Origin of the sequence: Sphingomonas sp. Leaf242 (genome assembly GCF_001422045.1) — a bacterium.
GTDB lineage: Bacteria > Pseudomonadota > Alphaproteobacteria > Sphingomonadales > Sphingomonadaceae > Sphingomonas.
This window is the reverse complement of the sequence record NZ_LMLW01000001.1, coordinates 575,767-595,693: the sequence shown is the minus strand read 5'-3', so window position 1 is coordinate 595,693 and position 19,927 is coordinate 575,767. Positions and strand designations below refer to the sequence as shown.

Annotated in this window: 21 protein-coding genes and 1 tRNA gene; 10 read left to right on the top strand and 12 right to left on the bottom strand. The window is 66.4% G+C overall.

All coding sequences use genetic code 11. From position 1 onward, the window contains the following. The first annotated feature begins 28 nt into the window (after positions 1–28). The 4 genes from ASF09_RS02700 (at position 29) to ASF09_RS02685 (ending at position 3,230) form a co-directional block, all read left to right on the top strand. Entirely contained in the window at positions 29–289 is a 261-nt protein-coding gene (locus tag ASF09_RS02700; RefSeq protein WP_031394799.1) for an SWIB/MDM2 domain-containing protein, read from the top strand. A gap of 196 nt (positions 290–485) precedes the next feature. Continuing rightward, positions 486–562, top strand: a tRNA-Arg gene (locus ASF09_RS02695). 73 nt (positions 563–635) lie between these two features. Beyond that, a complete protein-coding gene (locus ASF09_RS02690; RefSeq protein ID WP_235529531.1) occupies positions 636–1,511 on the top strand; it encodes an exonuclease domain-containing protein in 876 nt (291 codons plus the stop codon). A 120-nt stretch (positions 1,512–1,631) separates the two neighbouring features. Next, entirely contained in the window at positions 1,632–3,230 is a 1,599-nt protein-coding gene (locus ASF09_RS02685) for a carboxylesterase/lipase family protein (protein WP_156359146.1), read from the top strand. A gap of 4 nt (positions 3,231–3,234) precedes the next feature. On the opposite strand, the gene ASF09_RS02680 is transcribed toward ASF09_RS02685, so the two are convergent. From ASF09_RS02680 to ASF09_RS02630, 11 genes are all read right to left on the bottom strand, one after another. After that, positions 3,235–4,335 (bottom strand): lactonase family protein, encoded by a 1,101-nt coding sequence (locus ASF09_RS02680; RefSeq protein WP_060524350.1) that lies wholly within the window; start codon positions 4,333–4,335, stop codon positions 3,235–3,237. 16 nt (positions 4,336–4,351) lie between these two features. Next, positions 4,352–5,293: a DUF979 domain-containing protein gene (locus ASF09_RS02675; protein WP_060524348.1), complete on the bottom strand. Its 942-nt coding sequence runs from the start codon at positions 5,291–5,293 to the stop codon at positions 4,352–4,354. Continuing rightward, the gene (locus ASF09_RS02670) at positions 5,290–5,943 is read right to left on the bottom strand and encodes a DUF969 domain-containing protein (RefSeq protein ID WP_060524346.1); all 654 of its coding nucleotides are present in this window, start codon (positions 5,941–5,943) and stop codon (positions 5,290–5,292) included. Before ASF09_RS02670 ends, ASF09_RS02675 begins: the two co-directional genes overlap by 4 nt. A gap of 6 nt (positions 5,944–5,949) precedes the next feature. After that, positions 5,950–6,810 carry a subclass B3 metallo-beta-lactamase gene (gene bla / locus ASF09_RS02665; RefSeq protein ID WP_060524344.1) on the bottom strand — a complete coding sequence of 287 codons (861 nt, stop codon included), beginning with the start codon at positions 6,808–6,810 and terminating at the stop codon, positions 5,950–5,952. A 222-nt stretch (positions 6,811–7,032) separates the two neighbouring features. Continuing rightward, the gene (locus ASF09_RS02660; RefSeq protein ID WP_060524342.1) at positions 7,033–7,503 is read right to left on the bottom strand and encodes an Hsp20 family protein; all 471 of its coding nucleotides are present in this window, start codon (positions 7,501–7,503) and stop codon (positions 7,033–7,035) included. Between the two features lie 244 nt (positions 7,504–7,747). Continuing rightward, entirely contained in the window at positions 7,748–9,304 is a 1,557-nt protein-coding gene (gene guaA, locus ASF09_RS02655) for a glutamine-hydrolyzing GMP synthase (RefSeq protein WP_056482672.1), read from the bottom strand. A gap of 94 nt (positions 9,305–9,398) precedes the next feature. Beyond that, entirely contained in the window at positions 9,399–9,821 is a 423-nt protein-coding gene (gene rplQ, locus ASF09_RS02650) for a 50S ribosomal protein L17 (RefSeq protein ID WP_056047937.1), read from the bottom strand. Between the two features lie 252 nt (positions 9,822–10,073). Beyond that, positions 10,074–11,144 carry a DNA-directed RNA polymerase subunit alpha gene (locus tag ASF09_RS02645; RefSeq protein ID WP_031395236.1) on the bottom strand — a complete coding sequence of 357 codons (1,071 nt, stop codon included), beginning with the start codon at positions 11,142–11,144 and terminating at the stop codon, positions 10,074–10,076. A gap of 115 nt (positions 11,145–11,259) precedes the next feature. Then, positions 11,260–11,649, bottom strand: a complete 390-nt coding sequence (rpsK, locus tag ASF09_RS02640; protein WP_031395237.1) for a 30S ribosomal protein S11 — start codon at positions 11,647–11,649, stop codon at positions 11,260–11,262. Between the two features lie 84 nt (positions 11,650–11,733). Further along, on the bottom strand, positions 11,734–12,102 hold the full coding sequence (rpsM, locus tag ASF09_RS02635; RefSeq protein WP_056015521.1) for a 30S ribosomal protein S13: 369 nt from the start codon (positions 12,100–12,102) through the stop codon (positions 11,734–11,736). A 154-nt stretch (positions 12,103–12,256) separates the two neighbouring features. Beyond that, complete coding sequence (locus ASF09_RS02630; protein ID WP_060524340.1) at positions 12,257–12,502, bottom strand: hypothetical protein; 246 nt, start codon at positions 12,500–12,502, stop codon at positions 12,257–12,259. A gap of 187 nt (positions 12,503–12,689) precedes the next feature. Between ASF09_RS02630 and ASF09_RS19540 the strand changes: the two genes are divergently transcribed. Together ASF09_RS19540 and ASF09_RS02620 are read left to right on the top strand one after the other, a co-directional pair. Next, positions 12,690–12,902, top strand: coding sequence for a DUF4160 domain-containing protein (locus ASF09_RS19540; RefSeq protein WP_235529528.1), 213 nt, complete (start codon positions 12,690–12,692; stop codon positions 12,900–12,902). Further along, positions 12,886–13,311 (top strand): DUF2442 domain-containing protein, encoded by a 426-nt coding sequence (locus ASF09_RS02620; protein ID WP_060524335.1) that lies wholly within the window; start codon positions 12,886–12,888, stop codon positions 13,309–13,311. The genes ASF09_RS19540 and ASF09_RS02620 overlap by 17 nt, the downstream gene beginning before the upstream one ends. Positions 13,312–13,318: 7 nt before the next feature. On the opposite strand, the gene mutL is transcribed toward ASF09_RS02620, so the two are convergent. Then, positions 13,319–15,124 carry a DNA mismatch repair endonuclease MutL gene (gene mutL / locus ASF09_RS02615; protein WP_060524333.1) on the bottom strand — a complete coding sequence of 602 codons (1,806 nt, stop codon included), beginning with the start codon at positions 15,122–15,124 and terminating at the stop codon, positions 13,319–13,321. 170 nt (positions 15,125–15,294) lie between these two features. Between mutL and ASF09_RS02610 the strand changes: the two genes are divergently transcribed. The 4 genes from ASF09_RS02610 to mrdA all read left to right on the top strand — a co-directional run bounded on the left by ASF09_RS02610 (position 15,295) and on the right by mrdA (position 19,910). After that, the gene (locus ASF09_RS02610; protein WP_055878614.1) at positions 15,295–16,338 is read left to right on the top strand and encodes a rod shape-determining protein; all 1,044 of its coding nucleotides are present in this window, start codon (positions 15,295–15,297) and stop codon (positions 16,336–16,338) included. 106 nt (positions 16,339–16,444) lie between these two features. Continuing rightward, a complete protein-coding gene (mreC, locus tag ASF09_RS02605; RefSeq protein ID WP_060524331.1) occupies positions 16,445–17,317 on the top strand; it encodes a rod shape-determining protein MreC in 873 nt (290 codons plus the stop codon). Continuing rightward, complete coding sequence (mreD, locus tag ASF09_RS02600) at positions 17,314–17,844, top strand: rod shape-determining protein MreD (protein ID WP_310886151.1); 531 nt, start codon at positions 17,314–17,316, stop codon at positions 17,842–17,844. Before mreC ends, mreD begins: the two co-directional genes overlap by 4 nt. Further along, a complete protein-coding gene (gene mrdA, locus ASF09_RS02595) occupies positions 17,841–19,910 on the top strand; it encodes a penicillin-binding protein 2 (RefSeq protein ID WP_060524329.1) in 2,070 nt (689 codons plus the stop codon). The genes mreD and mrdA overlap by 4 nt, the downstream gene beginning before the upstream one ends. Positions 19,911–19,927 lie beyond the last annotated feature (17 nt).

The following is a 19,927-nucleotide window of genomic DNA, read 5'->3' as shown; positions in this document are numbered from 1 at the left end:
CGCACGCGCGCAACAGGAAGGAATGCTTATGGCTACAGCTCCCAAGACCGGCGGCATCCACGCCCCCGTCCAGCCCTCTCCCGAGCTCGGCGAGATCGTCGGCAACGACAAGCTGCCGCGCAGCGAAGTGATCAGCAAGGTGTGGGTCTACATCAAGGCGCACAACCTCCAGAACCCCGAGAACAAGCGCGAGATTCTGGCTGACGAGAAGCTGAAGAAGGTCTTCGGGCGTGACAAGTGCACGATGTTCGAGATGAACAAGTACATCTCGCAGCACGTCAAGGCCTAACCGCCCGCACTGCACGGCAAGCGGCGACGGGGCATCGTAAGCGATACCCGTCGCCCTTGATCGCGCCTCTACAAGATCCCCACTACCCAAGTGCCGGTCTGATCGCCCTGCCCGTAGTGGCCACGCAATCAGCTCAAGGCGATCGCGAACCGGGCGCTTGATCGCCACATCCGACCGTCGTAATGCGCACCCGGATGCCCCCGTAGCTCAGCCGGATAGAGCGACGGTTTCCTAAACCGTAGGCCGCGTGTTCAAATCTCGCCGGGGGCACCAGCTTTTCCGCGACCCTCATGTCCTTGCCGTCAAAGATGTTTATCCGGCTCTCGCATGCGTGCATGGAGGCGGGATGCTCTCGACCGCGATGATCGCCGATGCCGTCACCCTGCAGCCCGACTTCGTCGTTATCGACGTCGAGACCGCGTGTTCGCGGGTCAGCAGCATCTGCCAGATCGGCATCGTCGGGTTCCGCGACGGCCGCGAGATCTTCGACTACGAGACGCTGGTCGACCCGCGCGACGAATTCCACCTGTTCAACACGCGGATCCACGGCATCGCCGAGCATCACGTCGTCGGCCAGCCGAGCTTCGCCGACGTCCATGCGATCGTCGATCGTCATCTGAGCGGCCGCACGACGGTTGCGCACTCGTATTTCGACAAGGGCGCGCTTGCAGCCGCCTGCCGGGTCCATGACCGCCCGGCGATCGAGACGGTCTGGCTCGACAGCGTGCGCGTCGCCAAGCGCGCCTGGCCCGATCTGGAAAGCCACCGGCTCGGCCTGCTTGCGCAATATCTCGGGATCGCGCACAAACATCACGACGCGCTCAGCGATGCGCGCGCGGCCGGCTGGGTGATCGTCAAGGCGATCGACCATACCGGGATCGCGCTCGACGAATGGCTGGCGCCGCCGCGCAAGCCCGGCCCCGCCCCCCGTCCAGCGCCGTCCGGACCGCTCGCTGGCGAGCGCATCGCGCTCTCAGGCGCGCCACGCGACGGGGCATTGGCGCAGCGGATCGCGGCGCTCGGCGGCCGGATCGTGTCGGCGGTCGGCAACACCACGACGCTGCTCGTGATCGCGGGGCGTGCGCCGTTCAGCTACTCGGTGCGCAACAGCGGTGCGTATCGCCGGGCGGAACATTATCGACGGCTCGGCGGCGCTATCAGGATCGTCTCCGACTTCGAGCTCGGCGTTGCGGACGGGGTTGCAGGAACGATCGGCGCCTAACGATACGCCGGATCGTTTTCCACCAGGTGTCCGACGAGGGAATGGACCCGCGACCGCCGTTCAGCTTGGCAAGAGCCCGGCAAGCTGCAACCATCGCTCCAAACCAAAATGGAGGATGACATGCGGGCAGCGATAATGGCCATGGCAGGCGGAGCGGCGCTGGCGAGCGGCATGCTGGCGGTACCGGCGATCGCGCAACAGGCGCGCGTTGCGGAGGGCATGCTCGGCGGCACGCGTCTGGCGACTTCGACGGCGGCGGCGCCCCCCGTCGACGCGTATCTCGGCATCCCCTACGCCACGCCGCCGATCGGTGCGCTCCGGTGGCAACCGCCCAAGCCCGCTCCCCGTTGGAGCGGCGTGCGCAAGGCCGACGCGTTCGGCCCGCGCTGCATGCAGCAGCCTCTGTTCGCCGACATGAAGTTTCGCTCGCCGCGGATCGACGAGGATTGCCTGACGCTCAACGTCTGGACGCCTGCCGGTACCAAGCCGGGCGCGAAGCTTCCCGTGCTGTTCTACATCCACGGCGGCGGCGCGATCGCCGGCGATGGCTCCGAACTGCGCTACGACGGTGCGGCGATGGCACGCCAGGGGATCGTCGTCGTCACGATCAACTACCGACTGGGCGTGTTCGGCTTCCTCGCGACCGGCGAAATGGCGGCGGAATCGCCGGCACACGCCGCGGGCAATTACGGTTTGCTCGATCAGGCGGCAGCGCTCGAATGGGTCCGGCGCAACGCCGCGGCGTTCGGTGGCGATCCCGCACGGATCACGATCGGCGGCGAAAGCGCAGGCTCGATGTCGGTCAGCGTGCTGATGACGTCGCCGCTGACCCGGACGCGGTTCGCGCGCGCGATCGGCGAAAGCGGGGGTGTCCTGCCGCCGACGTTCCGGCCGAAATCGCTCGCGACCGCCACCACGCAGGGCGAGGCGTTTGCGCGCGCTGCCGGAGCCCCCTCGCTGGCCGCGCTGCGTGCGATGCCCGCGGCCGATCTGCTCAAGGCGCAGGATCAGGCGCACGCGGCGGCGGACTTCATCGTCGACGGGCTGTTCCTCACCGAACCGCCGATCGATACCTACACCGCGGGTCGTGCCGCCCGCGTGCCGTTGCTGGTCGGTTCGAATTCGCAGGAGGGTGCGTGGACCAGCATCCTGCGCGGTCAGGCGCCCACCGTCGCCAACTACCGCGCCGCGATCGGCACGCTCTACGCGGACCCGGACGCGCTGTTCGCGTTGTATCCGGCAGCGTCCGACGCCGCGGTTCCCGCCGCCGCGACCGCGCTGGCGAGCGACGCGTTTCTCGGCGCATCGACCTGGCAATGGTTCGACCTGCATCGCCGCTCGCGACAGCCGACCTATTATTATTATTTCGCGCACCCGCGGCCGCGGGCGCTGCCGCCGCTGACCAATCCCGACGTCGCACCGCTGGGCGCGGTGCACAGCGCGGAGATCGAATATGCGCTGGGCAATCTCGACACCAACCCGGCCTATGCCTGGACCGCGGACGATCGCCGGATCTCAGCGGTCTTCCAGGGGTATTTCACGGCCTTCATCAAGACGGGCAATCCCAACGCCGCCGGGTTGCCACGCTGGTCGCCGGCCACGCCCGGCGCAGGACCGATCCAGCGGCAGACGATCGACGTGACCACCGGGTCGACGCCGTTCGAGGCGCAGGCCCGCTACGAGGCTGCGGTGCCGTTGCTCGAACGCCGCGCGCGCTGACCGGTCAAAGTCGGCCGAGGAAGACCGCACCCGGTACGGCGAGCTGCTGCCCGGTGGCGGACAGCGTGCCGTCCGGACCGATCGCAAAGATCGCCAGCGTGCCCGATCGCTCGTTGGCGACGACCATCCGCCGCGCATCGTCGAGCAGCAGGAAGAAGCGCGGCCAGTCGCCACCGCTGGCAATGTGCTGGAGCAGCGTCGGTACGCCCGCCGCATCGAGCGCGAACACGGCGATGCCGTTCTGTCCGCGGTTCGAGACGTAGAGCCGCCGGCCGGTCGGATCGATCGCGATATGCGCTGCCTGCGACGCGCCACGATAGCCCGCCGGCAGCGTCGACAGCCGCGACCGCGTGACGAAGCGGCCGTCCGCGCCCGCATCGAGCGTCAGCAGCGTGTTGGAGAGTTCACACACGACATAGGCGCGCGGCAATCTGGGGTGATGGACGAGGTGACGTGGCCCCGCGCCAGGATCCGCGTGCCAGGCCGCAACCGGGCGAGCCAGCGTCCGCGCGGTCGGATCGAAGCGATACGCGTAGAGCGTGTCCGTCCCGAGATCGATCGAGTGCAGCCACCGCCGATCCGGGCTGAACCCGACCCAATGCGCGTGCGGCCCTTCCTGACGGGCCGTGCTGGGCCCCTTGCCGACGTGGTCGAACAGCACCGGGTCGCCCGGCACGCCGGTCCGCGGATCGAGCCGGTGGAACGCCACGACGCCGCTGGAATAATTCGCGACCGCAAGGCAGCCGCTGGCGCGGTCGAGCGCGACGTAGCACGGGTCCGCGCCCTTCGTGGGTGAGGTGCCCCGTTTCGTCCAGCCCAGCGCATACGCCGAAATCTCGCCCTGCGTCTGTTCGCGCACGAGGTAATAGGCGCCGCCGGGGCCGCCTCCCACGCCGAACGACGCGTCGTCGATCCCAGGTATCGGTGCCTCGACCTGCCACCGGTCGCGGTCGGAATCATAGGCGATTGGATACAGGCCCTTGCCGCCCTCGCGCGCGTAGGTGCCGGCGATCAGCCGTACCGAGCGCTTGGCCGCCGCGGGTACGGCGATCGTCGCCGCCATCGCGGTCAGCGCGGATCGTCGCGTCATCGTCCAGTCGGTCATCGCAAACCCCTCACACTCACCTGAACCCGAGCCAGTACAGCAAGCCGATGTTGACCGCGAGCAGCGGCAGCGCAGTCGGCACCTGCGCGCGGATGACGGCGTTCCTGTCCTTCAACTCGAGCAACGCGGCGGGGACAAGATTGAAGTTCGCCGCCATCGGCGTCATCAGCGTGCCGCAGAACCCGCTGAGCATGCCGATCGCCGCGACCACCGCGGGGTCACCGCCATAGTGGCGCACGAGCAGCGGGATGCCGATCGCCGCGGCCATCACCGGGAACGCCGCGAACGCGTTGCCCATGACCATCGTGAACAGCGCCATGCCGAGCGTATAGGCGAGCACCGCGCCAATCAGGCTGCCCTCGGGGATCGCGTGGCCGGCGAGACCGCCGACGACATCGCCGACGCCGGCGAGCGCGAACACCGCGCCAAGGCTCGCCAGCATCTGCGGGAGCACGGCGGCCCAGCCGATCGCGTCCATCAGCCTGACGCCCTCGGCGAGCGGTGTCGCGACGCGCGGGCGGAACCAGAGGTGCATTGCGACCAGCGCGATCAGGACGCCGCACGTCAGCGCGACGAGCGTTGCCTGCTTCGGGTCGACGAGGCTCGGGACTGCGCGAAACAGGACCGTACCGCCGAGTGCCGCGCACGGGATGATAAGGGCGGGCAGGAATATCCGATTGCCGAGCCTGGCCGCCTCGACACGCCGTTGGTCGAGCGTGGTGGTGGCACGCCCGCCCCGCCCCATCGCGCCCGAACCAGCGATCGCGACGAGCGCCAGGACGATAACGCCGTTGCCGATATCGCCCAGCCGCCCACCGAGCAGGAAGCTGAACGCCAGCACCGCATAGAACGCCGCGTTGCCGAACCGCTTCGGGTTGGCGCGATCGGTCGCGCTCAGGACCCCGAACGCCACGAACATCAGGCCGGCCACGCCGTAGATGAAGCCGGTGCCGATCATCGCGCGCGTGCCAATCGACGATCGAGAAGCCACAAGCGGAAGCCGTGGATCAGGAATGCGGCAATCGCGGTGGGTATAGCCCACATCGAGAGATGGAGCGGCTGGATGACGATGCCATAGCCTTCGAGGACTCCCTTCATCAGCAGGATCGAGCCGATCGCGATGAAGATATCCTCGCCGAAGAAGAGCCCGATATTGTCGGTTGCCGCGGCCATCGCCGGAATGCGGTCACCGCCCGGCGCGACACCCTGCGCTTCGGCGGCGGCTTCAGCCATCGGCGCGACCAGCGGGCGGACGCTCTGCGCCGGGCCGGCGATCGAGGTCAGACCGAGCGCCGCGGTCAACTGACGGAACAGCAAATAGCCGATCAGCAGGCGCCCGACCGTCGCGCCGCGGAGCTTGCCGATCGCGAGCCTCGCGCGTTCCTGCAATCCGTGGCGTTCGAGCATCCCGATCACCGGGAGCACGATGTAGATCACGGTGACGTAGCGGTTCTCGTTGAAGGCCTTGCCGAACGCCGCAAGGATCGCGAGCGGAGCGAGTCCGGCGGCGAGCCCCGTTACGAGCGCGGACACCGCGACGACGAGCAGTGGATTGAACCGGAGCAGGAAGCCGGCGACGATCACCGCGATGCCGCAAAGAACCAGCATCGACGCTCAGCGTGCCTGCTTGGCGAGATCAGCGTCGAACGCGGTCCGCGCCTTCGCGACGATCTTCGGCAGTAAGGTCGGATCGACGAACGCGGCCGCATCGCCCGCCTTACGGCGCTTGCCGCGGGCGATCACGTCGGCGAGTTCGGGATGCGACGGCAGGACGATATCGGCGTGCAGCGTGCCGAGCATCGCGATGCTGCGGCGGTAATCGCCGACGATACCCGGATAGGCGCGGTTGCCGATCAGGCGGTTGCCCGCAACGCTGACGCTGCACGGGAACACGACGTCGAGCGCGCGCGGCGTGGCGGGGATACGCATCGTCCAGGTCGTGCACCCGGGCGTGTGCCCCGGCGTCGCGCGTGCCGTGAGCGTTACGTTCCCGAGCGTGACCTTGTCGCCGTCACGCACGCCGCGATCGACGTGCACCTTTGGAAAGCGAATCACCCCGTAACTGGTCTCGCCCGGTGGGATACCGGTTTCGAGCGCGCGGACGTCCCGGGCGCCAGCGACCACGCGAGCACCGGTCGCACGCTTGAGCGCGGCTACACCGGCGGCGTGATCGAAATGCGCGTGCGTGACGAGGATCAGCTTTACATCGCGGAGACGGACGCCGGTCGCGGCGATGTTGTGCGCGATCATGCCGGCATTTTCGGCGAGCGTGCCGTCGATCAGGATCGCACCCGCATTCGTTTTGATCAGGTAGGCGGCGATCCCTTCGCTGCCGACATAGGTGATCGGCCCGGCGATCGGAAACGGCGCCTGCGGCCGCGTCCAGGCCGGGGGATCCGCCGCGCCGAGCAATAGCGGCGCAGCAATGATGACCGGAAGCACTGCGGCAAGTGATCGGAACCGGTCGAATTTCATTCGAGTCCGCTCGCGATGCCAGTGCCACGCCAATGCGATATCGAAAAACGGCGGCACCTTCGCATCTCTCGTCCGTACCCAATCTGTCTATCGCCGAACTGGATAGAGCGGATCCGTCCGATTGGCCATCGCAACCGGCACGAGAAGACGGCAACGGACCTGTTGCCGGTACTTGAAAAGGCATTGCCGACCCGGCGACCCGGGCCGGCAATGCCAGAGCAATTACGCCGCTTCGAGCGTTTTCTCAGGGTGCGCTTCCACCTGCTCGGCGGACCGCACCGCATCGATCTCGATCCGGCGCGGCTTCATTGCCTCGGGTACCACGCGCTGGAGGTCGAGACTGAGCAGCCCGTCCTGGAACCGGGCGGTCCCGACCTCGATGAAGTCGGCGAGCTGGAACCGCCGCTCGAACGACCGCGTAGCGATGCCCCGATGCAGATACTGGGCCCCGTCCTTCTCGTCGGCCTTGCGACCGGTGACGACGAGCTGGTTCTGCTGCGCGACGATCTCGATCTCGTCGGGACGGAACCCGGCGACCGCGAGCGTGATCCGGTACCGGTCCTCGCCGTCGCGGATGATGTCGAAGGGCGGATACCCTTCATCCTCGCGAAGCCCGGTTTCGAGCAGGTTGAACAGTCGGTCGAAGCCAACGGTCGACCGCCGATAGGGTGCAAAGTCAAACGTGTTTCTCATTTCCAAATCCTCCTGATGAAGCAATTTGGGCATGAGAAGCGTCGGAGGAGAGCCGACGCCCTCAATGTCCCGCCGGACCCGTTCGGCGCCCGGCAGCGGCAAAAATATTTCGTACGAAATCGCGTTTCAAGAGGTTCGAGAACCAAAAAAAAACGATCGATCCCGGTTCAGAACAATGGGGCGCTAATCTTCCGGACGCGCAACCGCGGCATCATGAACCTGCGCGGGGTTACGGCGCCCCTCCTTATTCCCACTCGATCGTGCCGGGAGGCTTCGAGGTGTAGTCGTAGGTCACCCGGTTGATGCCCTTGACCTCGTTGATGATCCGGGTCGCGACGCGGGGCAGGAAGTCGCCGGGGAACTGGAACGCCTGCGCGGTCATGCCGTCGGTCGAGGTCACCGCGCGCAACGCCAGCACGTTGTCGTAGGTGCGGCCGTCGCCCATCACGCCAACGCTGCGGACCGGGAGCAGCACCGCAAACGCCTGCCAGATCGTGTCGTAGAGCCCCGCCGCGCGGATCTCCTCGAGATAGATCGCGTCGGCTTTCCGCAGGATGTCGCAGCGTTCCTTGGTGACTTCGCCGGGGATCCGGATCGCGAGGCCGGGTCCGGGGAACGGGTGGCGGCCAACGAAGATCTCGGGGAGGCCAAGCTCGCGCCCGAGCACGCGGACCTCGTCCTTGAACAGCTCGCGCAACGGCTCGACAAGCTTCATGTTCATCCGCTCGGGCAGGCCGCCGACATTGTGGTGGCTCTTGATCGTCACCGACGGACCGCCGGTGAAGCTGACGCTCTCGATCACGTCCGGGTACAGCGTGCCCTGCGCGAGGAACTCCGCGCCGCCGAGCTTCTTCGCCTCGGTGTCGAACACGTCGATGAAGGTCTTGCCGATGAACTTGCGCTTCAGCTCGGGGTCGGTGATCCCGGCGAGGCCGCTGAGGAACAGCTCCTCGACGTTCACGTGGATCAGCGGGATGTTGTAAGCGCCGCGGAACAGGCTGACGACCTGCTCGCTCTCGCCTGCGCGCATCAGGCCGTGGTCGACATAGACGCAGGTGAGCTGCTCGCCGATCGCCTCGTGGATCAACACCGCTGCGACCGCCGAGTCGACGCCGCCCGACAGGCCGCATATGACGCGGCCCTTGCCGACCTGTGCGCGGATCTCGGCGATCTTGGTCTCGCGGAACTCGGCCATCGTCCAGTCGCCGCTCAGCCCGCATACATGGCGCGCGAAGTTTGCTATCAGCTTGCCGCCATCGGGGGTGTGGACGACCTCGGGGTGGAACTGCACGCCGTAGAAGCGCCGCGCCTCGTCGGCGACGATCGCGTAGGGCGCGCCGGTCGAGGTGGCGACGGGGGTGAAGCCGGGCGGGATCGCGTCGACCTTGTCGCCGTGGCTCATCCAGACCTGATGACGTTCGCCCTCGGCCCAGAGGCCGTCGAACAGCGCGCAGTTCGACTTGACCTCGATGAACGCGCTGCCGAACTCGCCGCCATCGCCCGACACGATCACGTTGCCGCCGAGCTGTGCGGACATGACCTGCTGGCCGTAGCAGATGCCGAGGATCGGGATGCCCGCCTCGAAGAAGCGCTGCGGCACGCGCGGTGAGTTCTCGGTTGTGACCGAGGCGGGGCCGCCCGAGAGGATGATGCCCTTGGGCTGCATCCGGTCGAACGCGGCCTCGGCGGACTGGAAGGGGGCGATCTCGCTATAGACGCCAGCCTCGCGCACGCGGCGGGCGATCAGCTGGGTTACCTGGCTGCCGAAATCGACGATGAGAATGCTGTCTGGGTGCTCCATGTCGGGCGCATAGCCCGATGGGACCCGTAACGAAAGAGGCCGCGCCTCCCGGATGGGAAACGCGGCCTGCAATTCGAATACTACTAGGCGGAGATTATGCCGCTTCGTTGTAATCCTCGTCCGACATCACCGGACCCGAATCCTGGCCCTTCGCCGAGACGTCGCGGTCGACGAACTCGATGACGGCCATTGGCGAGGCGTCCGACATGCGGATACCGGCCTTGATGACGCGGGTGTAGCCGCCGTTGCGATCCGCATAACGGGTCGCGAGCGTGTCGAACAACTTGATAAGCTGCGCATCGTCGAGCAGCTTGCCGTGCGCGAGACGACGGTTGGACAGGCCACCCTTCTTCGCGAGCGTGATCAGCTTCTCGACGTAGGGACGCAGTTCCTTCGCCTTGGCGACGGTGGTGGTGATCTGCTCGTGCTTGATGAGCGCGGCGCTCATGTTGCGGAACAGGGCAAGACGGTGGGCCGAGGTCCGCTGAAGCTTACGGCCGCCTACGCGATGGCGCATGTTTAATACCTTTTCGTTCGTTCAGGGGCCGTGTGAGGTACCCGGGAGCTGGTCGCCGTTGAGGCCGCGACCGATCGCCTTTCGTTCAAAGGTTAGGATAAGGTTACGCCTAGGACGCTTCCTTAGCCTTTCCCTTCGTCTCCAACCGGGTGGCGACCCGGCAAAGCCGTGTCGTCGAACGGGTCGGTCGAAACCGACCCGCCGGCCGGGCTGTTTCGTTTCCGGGGCAAGCTTGCTTGCCCCGGTGCGAAATCAGCCCATTATCTCCTGCTCGAGCTTCTTGGCCATCTCTTCGATGTTCTCAGGTGGCCAGCCGGGGATTTCCATGCCCAGGCGAAGACCCATCGACGACAGAACTTCCTTGATTTCATTCAAGGACTTACGACCGAAGTTCGGCGTACGCAGCATCTCGGCCTCGGTCTTGCCGACCAGATCACCGATGTAGATGATGTTGTCGTTCTTGAGGCAGTTCGCCGAGCGCACCGAAAGTTCCAACTCGTCGACCTTCTTGAGAAGGTAACGGTTGATCTGCTGCGTGTCGCCTGCGGGCTCCGCACCACCGGCAGCGGGGGCTGCCTGGCCGATCGGGGCCGACGAACGCGTCACCGACGAATCGTCGAAGTGGACGAACAGCGCGAGTTGGTCCTGGAGGATGCGACCGGCATAGCCGACTGCGTCTTCCGGGGTGATCGTGCCGTCGGTTTCGATCGTCAGCGTCAGCTTGTCGTAATCCAGGTCCTGACCGACGCGGGTCGGGTCGACCTTGTACGAAACCTGACGTACCGGCGAGTACAGCGCATCGACCGGGATCAGACCGATCGGCGCATCGGCCGGGCGGTTTGCGGTCGCGGGCACGTAACCCTTACCGATGTCGGCGGTCAGCTCCATGTTGAGCGTCGCACCCTCATCGAGGTGGCAGATCACGAGATCCTTGTTCATGATCTCGATGTCGCCCGAGACGGCGATGTCGCCGGCCTTGACTTCACCCGGACCCGTTGCCGAGAGCTGGAGGCGCTTGGGCCCCTCGCCCTGCATGCGGATCGCGATCTGCTTCACGTTGAGGACGATGTCGGTCACGTCCTCGCGGACGCCGGCCAGAGACGAGAACTCATGCAGCACGTTCTCGATCTTGATCGAGGTGACGGCCGCGCCCTGCAGCGACGAGAGCAACACGCGACGCAGCGCGTTGCCGAGCGTCAGGCCGAAGCCACGCTCGAGCGGCTCGGCGATGAAGGTCGCCTTACGCTTGGTGTCGCCACCGGCCTTTTTCTCCAGGCCGCTGGGCTTCTTGAGTTCCTGCCAGTTCTTTGCGTTGACAGACACATGCTTCCCCTAATTTGGGGGCCGACGGAAAGGACTTCCGCCAGCCATTAAAATGCATCCGCGACGCACGTTCGACCTGATCAGGGACGACCGCGCGCGGACAACGTCGGAGAAATCAGACGCGACGACGCTTCGAAGGACGAACGCCGTTGTGCGGGATCGAGGTCACGTCTCGGATCGACGTAATCTGGAAACCGACTGCCTGAAGCGCGCGCAGTGCCGATTCGCGACCCGAGCCGGGGCCCTTGACCTCGACTTCGATCGTGCGGACGCCGTGCTCGGCGGCCTTCTTGCCGGCGTCTTCCGCTGCGACCTGGGCCGCGTACGGAGTCGACTTGCGCGAGCCCTTGAAGCCCATTGCGCCGGCCGACGACCACGAGATCGCGTTGCCCTGGGCATCGGTGATCGTGATCATGGTGTTGTTGAAGCTGGCGTTCACGTGAGCGACGCCAGAGGTGATGTTCTTGCGCTCGCGCCGCTTAATGCGCTGAGGTTCGCGTGCCATGGTGTATTTCCTGACCTGTATCTGCGTGACGCCGGGCGGCCCGTTGGGACCAGCGCCGGCGGAGTAATCCATTGAAAAAGTGGATTACTTCTTCTTGCCGGCGATCGGCTTGGCCTTGCCCTTGCGGGTGCGCGCATTGGTATGCGTGCGCTGGCCGCGGACCGGCAGGCCCTTGCGATGACGCAGGCCGCGATAGCAGGCGAGATCCATCAGGCGCTTGATGTTCATCGAGGTCTGGCGGCGCAGATCGCCCTCAACGGTGTGATCGGCGTCGATCGTCTCGCGGATGTGCAGGACTTCCTGGTCGGTCAGGTCCTGGACGCGTGCGGTGTCGGCGATGCCGAGCTTCGCGACGATTTCCTTGGCCTTGGTCGAACCGATGCCGTGAATATAGGTCAGCGCGATCACCACGCGCTTGTTGGTCGGGATATTAACACCCGCGATACGTGCCATGAACTTGGTTCTCCTGCTCCACGAGGTCCGGCATGGCTGCACGAACCTCATCTCTTAGCGATGAACCGAAACGCACGATAGCGACGAACGCAAACAAGCGCCGCCGGAACCGTCGTGTCGGGGAGAGTTCGAATAGGCGCGCGCTAACGCAGTGTCAAGCGAGCGGTTCCACGGCGGACGGTGCAGCGTGGCGCATATTGAGCCAGCGGCGGAACGACACGACCGTCCAGATCAACTCGACCACCCCGAACGGCCACGCGCCCTGAAGGAAGCCGTAGATCGAGCCGAGCACGCACCCGAACGCGAAACCGAGCGTCCACCAGTGCGAACCGGCTTCCTTGGCGTAGCATAGCAGGGTGAAGGAGACTGCGGCTAGGCCGAATAGGGAGAGGGAGTCCATTTGCGACCTTGTGCCCGGAATGCCGCGACAATGCCAACGCCACACTTAATCTTATGGCTATTCCGTGCGCACCATTCCCCACCTACGTCCGGCCAAGCACTTCTAGCCGCCGCCCCATTGCGAAAACCCATCCGATGGGTTATTTGAAGTGATGGTTGTAGTTCACCGCGCCCTTGGCTTTTGGTTCGTGATCTACACCCTGGATCATGAACCCGCGCATGTTCACATCACCGGCGCAGGACAGGCGAAGATCAATCTGCTCGGCGCGGATGGCAGACCGGAGATGATCCAGAGCATCGGCATCAAGCGCGCCGACATCCGCCGCCTGATGGCGGAGGCGATAGAGCATCAGGCGCACTTTCTCGCGGAATGGGAGATGATACATGGCTCAAAAGACTGATCCCCAGCTTGAAGCCCAATTCGACGCGGCGGAAGCACGCGGGCAGTACTTGATGACGACCGCGGTGCGGGCGGCAGAAGCCCGTTATGATCGCACGACCGGACGCGTGACGATCGATCTGACCAATGGTTGCGCCTATGCGTTCCCAGCCCGGCTCGTTCAGGATCTGAGCGGTGCGACCGACGATCAGCTTGCCCACGTCGAAGTTGATGGCCTTGGGTTCAATCTCCATTGGCCTGCGCTCGATGCCGACCTCTACGTACCGGCGCTGGTATCAGGCCTTTTCGGTACGCGCGACTGGATGACGCGTGAGTTGGCGCGTCATGCGGGACAGACGACGTCGCCCGCCAAGGCTGCGGCGGCGCGAGCGAATGGCGCGAAAGGCGGACGCCCCCGCAAGGCCGCGTAAATTCTCGTTACTTCCGCCCGAACAGCTTCTCGATGTCGCCATGCGCGAGCTTCACCCAGGTCGGGCGGCCGTGGTTGCATTGGCCGGAATGGGGGGTGACTTCCATTTCGCGGAGCAGCGCGTTCATTTCTGTGACCGACAGGATTCGGCCGGCACGGACGGAGCCGTGGCAGGCCATCGTGCCGGCTACGGCGTCGAGGCGTTCCTTTAGGGAGAGGGCTTCGTCGAAGGCGGCGAGTTCGTCGGCGAGGTCGGTGACCAACCCTTTGGGGTCGCTTTGGCCGAGGAGCGCGGGGGTGGCTCGGACTAGCATCGCGTGAGGGCCGAAGCGTTCTAGGTCTAGGCCGAACTCCGAGAGTTCTTCGGCGCGGGATTCAAGTCGGTCGCAGGCGGATTCGTCGAGTTCGACGACTTCGGGGATCAGGAGAGCCTGGCTCGCGATGGTGCCGCCGATCAGGGCCGCCCGCATGCGTTCGAGGACGAGGCGTTCGTGGGCGGCGTGCTGGTCGACCAGGACGAGGCCGTCTTCGGCTTCGGCCACGATGTAGGTCTTCGCGACCTGGCCTCTTGCTACGCCCATGGGGAAGGCGGAGGTTTGGGGTGGAGGGGTCCAGGCGGGTTCTGCGCGCGCCTGCGGGGGCGCGGCGAAGAAGGTCGGGCGGGCTTCGTTGACGGTGCTGTAGCTTCGGTTTTCCAGCGGGAGCCTGTGGGGCGTGCCCTCACCTTCCCATCCGTTTTGCGGACGGGCCCCTTCCTCTCCCCCAGGGGGAGAGGAGATGTTTTCCGGTTGCCACATCGACAAGGCGGACTCGCTGGCGCGTTGGCTGCGGTGGCCGGCGGCGTCGAGGGCGCGGCGCAAGCCCGAGACTATGAGGCCTCTGACCATCGCGGGGTCGCGGAAGCGGACTTCGGTCTTGGCGGGGTGGACGTTGACGTCGACCTGGTCGGTCGGGATGTCGAGGAACAGCGCCACCACCGCGTGGCGATCACGCGGGAGCATCTCGGCATAGGCGCCGCGGATCGCGCCCATCAGCAGGCGGTCCTTTACCGGGCGGCCGTTGACGAACAGATACTGGTGGTCGGCGATGCCGCGATTGTAGGTCGGCAGGCTGGCGACGCCGCCGAGCACGAGCCCTTCGCGCTCCAGATCGATCGCCACCGAATTGTCGGCGAGCGCGCGATCGGTGAGCGTCGCCACCCTGCCCGGCCGATCCTCGACCTGCATCGCCGACAGCGCGCGCCGCCCATCATGCTCCAGCGTGAAGCCGATGTCGGGCCGCGCCATCGCGAGCCGGCGAACGACGTCGAGACAGGCGGCGTATTCCGCGCGCGGAGAGCGGAGGAATTTCCGCCGTGCGGGAACGCGCGCGAACAGGTCCTCGACCACGACGCGCGTGCCGGGCGGAAGCGCGGCCGGGCCTTCGCGCTCGACGCGGCCGTTGTCGACGGTCCGCGCCCAACCTTCGGCGCCACGGATCCGGCTTTCGATCGTCAGCCGCGCGACGCTCGCAATCGAGGGCAGCGCCTCGCCGCGAAAACCGAGCGTCACGACCGATTCGATGAACTCGTCGGGCAGCTTCGAGGTCGCGTGCCGTTCGAGTGCCAAGGCCATGTCGGCGGGGGTCATCCCGCAGCCGTCGTCGGCGACTTCGATCCGGGACGTGCCGCCTTCCACGAGGAGAATCGCGATGCGCCCTGCCCCGGCGTCGATGGCGTTTTCGACTAACTCCTTCAACGCGCTGGCGGGTCTTTCCACCACTTCACCGGCGGCGATGCGATTGACCAGATGCTCGGGGAGACGCCGTATTGACATGGGTTTGCGTCTAGACCAAGCGACGGCATCCCGCGACCCGCAAACGCCACTTAAATAGTATAGGCACCCGGTGCTCGAAACCACCGGCGGGCTCCGCGAGATGATGTGTGTGCGCATGTTTTTGCTGGCGGTTCGCCCGTCCGGCGGACTGGATACGGGACCCTGATTGAATGGCCTTCTACTCGCGTTTCTTCAAGTTCATGTCGCACGACATGGCGATCGACCTCGGCACCGCGAACACCGTCGTCTACGTCCGTGGCCGCGGCATCGTTTTGAACGAGCCGTCGGTGGTCGCGGTCGAGACGATCAACGGGATCAAGCGCGTCAAGGCGGTCGGCGACGACGCCAAGATGATGATGGGCAAGACGCCGGGTAACATCGAGGCGATCCGGCCTTTGCGTGACGGCGTGATCGCGGACATCGACGTCGCCGAGCAGATGATCAAGTATTTCATCCAGAAGGTCCACGGCCCGCGCAAGTTCGCGCGCTGGCCCGAGATCGTGATCTGCGTGCCGTCGGGTTCGACCAAGGTCGAGCGCCGCGCGATCCGCGATGCCGCCTCGAACGCGGGCGCGTCGCAGGTCTGGCTGATCGAGGAGCCGATGGCGGCGGCGATCGGCGCGGACATGCCGGTGACCGAGCCAATCGGCTCGATGGTCGTCGATATCGGCGGCGGCACGACCGAAGTCGCGGTGCTCTCGCTGCGCGGTCTTGCCTACACGACCTCGGTGCGCGTCGGCGGCGACAAGATGGATGAGGCGATTGTCTCGTACGTCCGCCGCAACCATAATTTGCTGATCGGCGAAGCGACCGCGGAGCGAATCAAGAAGGAGGTCGGCATCGCCAAGCCGCCGGTCGACGGCATCGGCATGATCATCCAGATCAAGGGCCGCGATCTCGTCAACGGCGTGCCCAAGGAGATCCAGATCAACCAGGGCCAGATCGCCGAAGCACTCAGCGAGCCGGTCGCGACGATCGTCGAGGGCGTCCGCGTCGCGCTCGAGAATACTGCGCCGGAACTGGCCGCGGATATCGTCGATCAGGGCATCGTGCTCACCGGTGGCGGCGCGCTGCTCCAGGGTCTGGACGAAGTGCTGCGCGACGAGACCGGCCTGCCTGTGACGGTCGCCGAGGATCCGCTGACCTGCGTCGCGCTCGGTACCGGTCGCGCGCTCGAGGATCCGTTGTTCCGCGGCGTGCTGATGAGCGGTTAACGATCTGTTTTTGCTTTAAGACACGCGGACACGAAATCGCGTCGTCCGAGTCGCAGGGGTAGGTCCCCCGGCACTTCGGCGGCGCCCGAGACAGGGGGACAGGCGCATGGCGCCAGCCCGCGACCGGCGCACGGGGTTTTCCCGGCGTCGGCAATATGGTGTGTTCATGGGCTATGTGCTCGCCGTCGCCGGTGCGGTGGTGGGCCTGGTGCTGCTCGTCGCGTCGACCTTCAATCCGCCCGCGTTTTCGGCGCTGCGGATGGGCGTCGCGGGGGTGACGACGCCGGTCTCGACCGGGCTCGCGACGGTCGGCTCGTCGGTTTCGGGTATCCCCGATGCGGTCGCCAACTACTTCTTCGTGAAGCAGGAGAACGTCGCACTGCGCGCCGATCGCGAGCGGACGCGGGCGCTGCTGATGCGCGCGCGGACGATCGCGTACGACAACCGTCGCCTGCGCTCGTTGCTGGCGATCCGAGATCGTTCGCCCGATCCCGTCGTGACCGCACGGCTGGTGAGTTCGAGCGCATCGAGCGGGCGACGCTTTGCGCTGCTCAACGCCGGCCGCTGGAGCGGCGTGCTGCCGGGCATGCCGGTGCGCGGGCCCGATGGGCTGATCGGCCGCGTGGTCGAGACCGGGCCGAATGCGGCGCGCGTCCTGCTGCTCAGCGACGGCGACAGCATCGTCCCCGTCCGCCGCACCCGTGACGGCATGCCCGCGATCGCGGCGGGGCGCGGCGACGGGATGATCGACATCCGCTCGGTCAACGCCACCAACGTCCGGTTCAACGCGGGCGACCTGTTCGTGACGACGGGCACCGGCGGCATCTACGCGCCCGGCGTGCCCGTCGCGCGCGTGATGAAGGCGGGGTCGGACTCGGTGATGGCACGGACGTTCGCCGATCCCGACACGCTCGACTTCGCGCTGGTCGAGCGGATGTTCATGCCGGTGCCGCCACCCCGTCCGGTAGCACCGCAATGATGCCGCCGCGCGTCGTCGACAGCGTCGACTACAAGCCGTTCGCGACCAAGCTCCCGGCGGGCCGCGCGCGCGCGATCCCCTGGGCGACGGTCATGGCCGGGTCGCTGATCACGATCATCCCGGTGGTCGCCACGATCCCGCTGTTGCCGCCATTCGGCTTCGTCATGCTCCTCGCCTGGCGCCTGCTCGCGCGGTTCGCGTTCCGGCCTTGGGCCGCAGCCCCGCTCGGCTTCTTCGACGACCTCGTCAGCGGCCAGCCGCTCGGCAGCGCGGTGCTGATGTGGTCGCTCGCGTTCGTCGCGATCGACATGATCGAGCAACGCCTCGCCTTCCGCGACCATTGGCAGGACTGGCTGATCGCCGGCGGGCTGATCGCGGCGTGCATCCTGGTCGGCCGCTTCATCGCGGTGCCGGTCGGCGCGCATGTCGACACCATCCTCATTGCGCAGATCGCGGTGACGATCCTGATGTTCCCGCTGGCCGCGCGGATCGTCGCGACGATCCAGAACAAGCGCGGTGCCGAATGAGGACTACGCGCATCGTCACCGAGATGTCGCAGGCGTACAGCTTCTCGCGGCGCGCGTGGATGCTGGGCGCGGCGCAAGGGGGCGTCGGGCTGCTTCTCGCCGGCCGGATGGCGTGGCTGTCGATCGCGCAGAACGAGCGCTACACGATGTTGTCGGAGAGCAACCGCGTCAACATGACGCTGCTGCCGCCCCGCCGCGGCTGGATCGTCGACCGCCACGGCGTGCCGATCGCCAACAACCGCACCGATTTCCGCGTCGACATCATCCCCGACCGCCTCCGCGACAAGGGGCGCGTGCTGCCGCTGCTCGGCCGCATCCTCCAGCTGCCGCCCGAGGAGGTCGAGCGGATCGCGATCGATCTCGAACACGCCGCCGGGTTCCAGCCGGTCCAGGTCGCGGAGAATCTCGATTGGGAGCGGTTCGCGGCGGTCAGCGTGCGCCTCCCCGAACTGCCGGGCGTCGCGCCGACCCGCGGGTTCGCGCGCAGCTATCCCGCGGGCGCCGCGGTCGCACACCTGACCGGCTATGTCGGCGTGCCCAACGCCGAGCAGTATAAGAAGACGCACGACCCGCTGCTCGTCACCCCCGGCTTCAAGCTCGGCAAGGACGGGCTCGAGAAGATGCTGGAGGCCGAACTCCGCGGCGTGGCCGGTGCCAAGCGCGTCGAGGTCACCGCGCGCGGCAAGCTGGTCGCCGAGCTCGCCACCAAGCCCGACGTGCCTGGCAAGACCGCGCGGCTGACGATCGACGCGGGGCTTCAGGAATATGCCGCGCGTCGGCTCGGCACCAATTCCGGATCGGTCGTGGTGATCGACTGCCGCACCGGCGAGATGCTCGCGATGGTGTCGATGCCGGCCTATGATCCGAACAGCTTTTCGGACGGGATCAGCCATCTCGAATGGCAGATGCTGAGCGACGACGATCACGTGCCTCTGATGAACAAGGTCACGCAGGGGCTGTATCCGCCAGGCTCGACCGTCAAGCCGATGAACGGCCTCGCGCTGATGAACGCCGGCATCGATCCGATGACCCGCGTGAACTGTTCCGGAGCGATGCGGCTCGGGACCAGCGTGTTCCATTGCCACAAGAAAAGCGGCCACGGTCCGCTCGATCTCAAGAATGCGATCATGCAGAGCTGCGACATCTATTTCTACGAGATGGCGCGGCGGGTCGGCTATAACGCGATCGCGCCGATCGCGCGCACGCTCGGCCTCGGCCAGAAGTTCGACCTGCCCTTCTCGACGCAGCGTTACGGGACGGTGCCGGATCCGGCGTGGAAGCTGAAGAAATATAAGCACGACTGGACCGTCGCGGATTCGCTCAACGCGTCGATCGGCCAGGGCTATGTGCTCGCTAATCCGTTGCAGCTTGCGGTGATGGCGGCGCGGCTCGCTTCGGGGCGCGCGTTGCAGCCGAGCATCCTCGCGAGCCATGTCCACCGCGACTCCCCTGCCCTCGCGATCGACTCCGAGCATCTCGCGCGCGTCCGCGACGCGATGTTCGGCGTGATCAACCAGGGCGGTACCGGCGGCGCGGCGAAACTGCTGATCCCCGGCGTCGCGATCGCGGGCAAGACCGGCACCGCGCAGGTCCGCCGCATCACGATGGCGGAGCGGCGCTCGGGCGTGCTCAAGAACGGGCAGCTGCCGTTCAAGATGCGCGACCACGCGCTCTTCATCGGCTTCGCCCCCGCCGATAACCCGCGCTATGCGCTCGCGGTCGTGCTCGAACATAACGGCCACACCGTGCGCAATCTCGACACGCCGATGATCGGCCGCGACATCATGACCTACATGCTCGACCGCGAGCGTGCGCTGAAGTCGCTCGCCGATGTCGAACCGACCTGGGGCGGCGACATCCGCACGCGCATGGCGGCGACCGCGGAAACCTACCGCAAGGCGCAATCGGCACCCCCGGCGGCGATCGCCACCAAGACCGACGCGATCGTGCCCAGCGACGCTCCTGCGGTCGAGAATGCGACCGACATGGCCAACGCGACGCAGGAAGCGCTAACGGCACCGGGCGCCACCGTGGCAGAGGACGATTCGCGGGACCGCCAGCAATGATCACATCCACGCCATGC

What these genes read in the sequence shown, in the direction of transcription:
- ASF09_RS02700 (WP_031394799.1), top strand. Translation starts at nt 29, where the DNA reads ATGGCTACAGCTCCCAAGACCGGCGGCATCCACGCCCCCGTCCAGCCC.
- ASF09_RS02690 (WP_235529531.1), top strand. Translation starts at nt 636, where the DNA reads ATGCTCTCGACCGCGATGATCGCCGATGCCGTCACCCTGCAGCCCGAC.
- ASF09_RS02685 (WP_156359146.1), top strand. Translation starts at nt 1,632, where the DNA reads ATGCGGGCAGCGATAATGGCCATGGCAGGCGGAGCGGCGCTGGCGAGC.
- ASF09_RS02680 (WP_060524350.1), bottom strand. Translation starts at nt 4,335, where the DNA reads ATGACCGACTGGACGATGACGCGACGATCCGCGCTGACCGCGATGGCG.
- ASF09_RS02675 (WP_060524348.1), bottom strand. Translation starts at nt 5,293, where the DNA reads ATGATCGGCACCGGCTTCATCTACGGCGTGGCCGGCCTGATGTTCGTG.
- ASF09_RS02670 (WP_060524346.1), bottom strand. Translation starts at nt 5,943, where the DNA reads ATGCTGGTTCTTTGCGGCATCGCGGTGATCGTCGCCGGCTTCCTGCTC.
- bla (WP_060524344.1), bottom strand. Translation starts at nt 6,810, where the DNA reads ATGAAATTCGACCGGTTCCGATCACTTGCCGCAGTGCTTCCGGTCATC.
- ASF09_RS02660 (WP_060524342.1), bottom strand. Translation starts at nt 7,503, where the DNA reads ATGAGAAACACGTTTGACTTTGCACCCTATCGGCGGTCGACCGTTGGC.
- guaA (WP_056482672.1), bottom strand. Translation starts at nt 9,304, where the DNA reads ATGGAGCACCCAGACAGCATTCTCATCGTCGATTTCGGCAGCCAGGTA.
- rplQ (WP_056047937.1), bottom strand. Translation starts at nt 9,821, where the DNA reads ATGCGCCATCGCGTAGGCGGCCGTAAGCTTCAGCGGACCTCGGCCCAC.
- rpsK (WP_031395237.1), bottom strand. Translation starts at nt 11,649, where the DNA reads ATGGCACGCGAACCTCAGCGCATTAAGCGGCGCGAGCGCAAGAACATC.
- rpsM (WP_056015521.1), bottom strand. Translation starts at nt 12,102, where the DNA reads ATGGCACGTATCGCGGGTGTTAATATCCCGACCAACAAGCGCGTGGTG.
- ASF09_RS02630 (WP_060524340.1), bottom strand. Translation starts at nt 12,502, where the DNA reads ATGGACTCCCTCTCCCTATTCGGCCTAGCCGCAGTCTCCTTCACCCTG.
- ASF09_RS02620 (WP_060524335.1), top strand. Translation starts at nt 12,886, where the DNA reads ATGGCTCAAAAGACTGATCCCCAGCTTGAAGCCCAATTCGACGCGGCG.
- mutL (WP_060524333.1), bottom strand. Translation starts at nt 15,124, where the DNA reads ATGTCAATACGGCGTCTCCCCGAGCATCTGGTCAATCGCATCGCCGCC.
- ASF09_RS02610 (WP_055878614.1), top strand. Translation starts at nt 15,295, where the DNA reads ATGGCCTTCTACTCGCGTTTCTTCAAGTTCATGTCGCACGACATGGCG.
- mreC (WP_060524331.1), top strand. Translation starts at nt 16,445, where the DNA reads ATGGCGCCAGCCCGCGACCGGCGCACGGGGTTTTCCCGGCGTCGGCAA.
- mreD (WP_310886151.1), top strand. Translation starts at nt 17,314, where the DNA reads ATGATGCCGCCGCGCGTCGTCGACAGCGTCGACTACAAGCCGTTCGCG.
- mrdA (WP_060524329.1), top strand. Translation starts at nt 17,841, where the DNA reads ATGAGGACTACGCGCATCGTCACCGAGATGTCGCAGGCGTACAGCTTC.